At 54.5% G+C, this 3,111-nt stretch carries 5 protein-coding genes and 1 pseudogene; all 6 read left to right on the top strand.

Annotated features, from left to right (window positions below):
• Positions 1-598 (top strand): annotated as a pseudogene (locus ABR323_RS21765) (hypothetical protein); the annotation flags it as partial.
• Positions 595-954 (top strand): hypothetical protein, encoded by a 360-nt coding sequence (locus tag ABR323_RS21770; protein WP_439450803.1) that lies wholly within the window; start codon positions 595-597, stop codon positions 952-954. The pseudogene ABR323_RS21765 and the gene ABR323_RS21770, both read left to right, overlap by 4 nt.
• Before the next feature lie 103 nt (positions 955-1,057).
• Positions 1,058-1,345: a hypothetical protein gene (locus ABR323_RS21775; RefSeq protein WP_439450807.1), complete on the top strand. Its 288-nt coding sequence runs from the start codon at positions 1,058-1,060 to the stop codon at positions 1,343-1,345.
• Positions 1,346-2,101: 756 nt separating this feature from the next.
• Positions 2,102-2,314 carry an Arm DNA-binding domain-containing protein gene (locus ABR323_RS21780; protein ID WP_439450804.1) on the top strand — a complete coding sequence of 71 codons (213 nt, stop codon included), beginning with the start codon at positions 2,102-2,104 and terminating at the stop codon, positions 2,312-2,314.
• A gap of 13 nt (positions 2,315-2,327) precedes the next feature.
• Positions 2,328-2,630: a putative toxin gene (locus tag ABR323_RS21785; RefSeq protein ID WP_439450805.1), complete on the top strand. Its 303-nt coding sequence runs from the start codon at positions 2,328-2,330 to the stop codon at positions 2,628-2,630.
• Positions 2,627-3,034, top strand: a complete 408-nt coding sequence (locus ABR323_RS21790) for a hypothetical protein (protein ID WP_439450806.1) — start codon at positions 2,627-2,629, stop codon at positions 3,032-3,034. Before ABR323_RS21785 ends, ABR323_RS21790 begins: the two co-directional genes overlap by 4 nt.
• Positions 3,035-3,111 lie beyond the last annotated feature (77 nt).

Below are 3,111 nucleotides of genomic sequence, written 5' to 3' on the forward strand. Positions count from 1 at the left end.
GTTGGGTGTGTTTCTGTCGGTGGACCCGGTGACGGCTCACGAGAATCCTGTCGGAATGTTCAACCGCTATCGTTACGCTGCGAGCAACCCTTACAGGTTCAAGGACCCTGACGGCCGCTGCTATACAAGCACGGGGGCGTGCATGACGGAGGCTGAGTTTGAACAGGCGTGGAAAGGGGAGCCAAGTCGGGTCCTGAACACGATCGGAAGCCCGTTGGGGACTGTTGCAGACGCCTTGAATGGCGATTTCAAGGGCATGATTGTGGGCGCGGTGATGTCCCGTGCCCCGGGTGGAAAGAGCGGGGTCAAGGCGGCAGGGTTCTTTGTCCGATTTGGAAAGGGTGCAGAAAGCGCTGAGTCGCTTGCAGCTCAAGCCGTCAAAGCGGAGAAGGCCGGGTTCCCGCATGGGGTTTCGGTCAAAGCGCAGGAGAGGGTGAGTGCGGCAGATAGAATCAAAAACCGGGTTGCCGATCAGGCGGAGGCAAAGAGCGCGTTCAATACACCTCAAACCGGGAACAATCCGAACCACCATACTGTGGAACTCCCCAAGCCAGTAACGGAGAAAGTGGCTCAGAAGTTCAATGAGGTTTACAAGTGAAGATCGACTTGATTGTGGAATGGTACGACGGTGAGTTGCAGCAAGTCATGGAAGATGGTGGTCGATACTTCTACGCAATCTGTGTGGAGGCGGACTTCAGTAAACCCTTGCAGGATAGAGTCTACTTCGTGATCAATATCATTGCGCAGGAAAGGCGTATGATTGAACGCTTGCTCGCTGATGCAGACATAGATGGCCTTGATCGTCTGCTGCGCGATGAATTGTACGGTCGCCGAGGTGCGATTTTTTTTGGGTATCCAAACGATTGGAGGGTGGAGTCGGCTGATTTCAGTATTGAGCCAGCCCCCTATCTTAAATTCTTCGCGTTTCCAGTCGTCGACGTGCTGGCGGCCTGAATCTATGGATAGCGGCATCGTTATGGGTAATCTCCGCTCCGCTGGTTAACTAAGGCAGCGGCACATTGATCCGCAGTTGGGTGTGTTCCTGTCGGTTGATCCTGTGACGGCGTATGCGCAGCCGGTTGGGCAGTTCAATCGGTACCGGTATGCCAACGGGAATCCGTACAAGTTCACGGATCCGGATGGTCGGGCCGCTACCTGTAATGAGAATCGATGTTCTGGTGAGGTGAACACCATAGCTGATGCTCTGGCGCTTCCCGCAATTTTGGCAGTAGCGTACGGGGGGGGGTGGCCTCAAACGCCATTGATTCCATTCAGCGGAATGAAGGGGCTGATCCGGCCGACTCGACGGAGGGGGGAGGGGGAAAGCAGTCTCCCAATAGCGTAGCTGGACTGCGAGGTGAATCGACCATTGAGAATGTCACTACTCGAGGCACCCGGGTATGGGATAGAGGAGCTGAATCAGATCAAAAAGCAAAGGACTTTGACGCGCTGGGCCCCAAGGATGTTGACACAAAGCCTAACGGAACCCGCGTGGGGCAGTTGGAGGATGGAAGTCGAGTGATTGATAGAAACTACTCCAAGGACGGACGGCCGACGCTGGAGGTTCAGCGCCAGGATGGTCGAACCACTGATGAGTTTAGATATGGGGAGAAGCCATGATTGGACAGCGTTCTGCAAATTTTGAAGAGTGGCGACCTGACGAAATGGACGGGGATCACTCGTGGGATGTTGGGGAAATTAGATATTCGATTGACGGATCTCTGGCTGTAGATTTGTTCGAGAATGCGGGAAAGAAGGCCTGGGTTCTGATGTTCGCAACGCCGTTGACCGTTCGAATTACTCAGGAGGGAAGCCTCCACGAATACTGGGAGTCAGGCGTAGTGGTGGTCAGGCATAACCTGATGCGTGCAACCAGCTCATCGTTGCTGACGTGGTTGGAGAACTCGAGCGGTGGAGTTAACTCTTCAGGGCATGTGGCGCATTACGCTGTTTTCTCCGATGATGTCTGCGTTGAGGTCCTCTCACGTGCCGTTCCTTCTCTGATGCCAACAGAGACTTAGTTGAGGACAATCCGCACCCAAACATCGCTTCGCATCCTGCCCTAAGTTGGCCTTATCGCCACTTACGGACAACCCGCCCGATGTCATCTGCACTCACCAAACGCATCGTTCTTACGTCGGAGCCCCGAGATCGCCCCTACGAGCTCAGGGACGCTCAGGTACGTGGTCTGATTCTTCGTGTGCAACCCTCAGGGCACAAAGCTTGGATCGTCACTTGGGCGCACGGTAAGCGTCGTACTTTGGGGTCGGTTGAACATCTGACGCTGGATCAAGCTCGCGACCAAGCTGGGTGATGGTGCTGGCGCGATGGCACGAGGAGTAGCGTCGGAAGCAAGGGTTCTTGGCGCCATCGGTGAAGTCAAGAACACGGAAAGGGCGCTGACCTCACACGGGCCGACAATTCCTGATTTCAAGAATTCTCGGCAGGTCGGCGAAATTAAGGATGCAAAGCGACTGTCTGATTCATCGCAACTCAGAGCGCAACGGGAACATGCTCAGGCGACTGGGCGAGAGCATGTCGTCGTAACGGGGGCGAATACTAAGGTAAGCTCTACAGTGGAGCGGCAGTCGACAGTTGTTCGCCGAGATGACCTAGGACCTAAAAGATGACGCCTAAAGAAGAGGTCGAGAGAATACTCGGAGATATGCTGCAGTTCGCCAGAAAGATGCTTGTCGAGCATGGGGAGTTTCACCCGTTTGGAGTTTACCTTGCCTCCACTGGAGATATAGTGCATGCAGGCGTCCAGATGGATGGTGGAGGCGCCGCAGATCGGATGAGGCTGCTTCAGTTAGCGCTGCAGGAGCGGAAGAATTGGGCGGTCGCTTACGGTATAGCTTCCAATGTATGGTTGCCGCGTAGTGATGATGCTGGTCTCGATGCGGTTAAAGTTTTCTTGGAGCATCGGGATGAATATTGTGCGGAAGTGTTCTGCCCGTATGACCTTTCCAAGAGTGATCCGCTAATAGTTGCGGAAATTTTCGCTCAAGAAGCCGATTCAGTCTTTTTCTCCTGATCGCCCGCTGACGACGAGAGGTGCTGAACTTGGTCGCTAAATTCCTGCTGCCGCCATTCGATAGGCGAGCCATTGTG

Source organism: Stenotrophomonas sp. ATs4, assembly GCF_051861585.1.
Classification (GTDB): Bacteria; Pseudomonadota; Gammaproteobacteria; order Xanthomonadales; family Xanthomonadaceae; genus Stenotrophomonas; species Stenotrophomonas maltophilia_AS.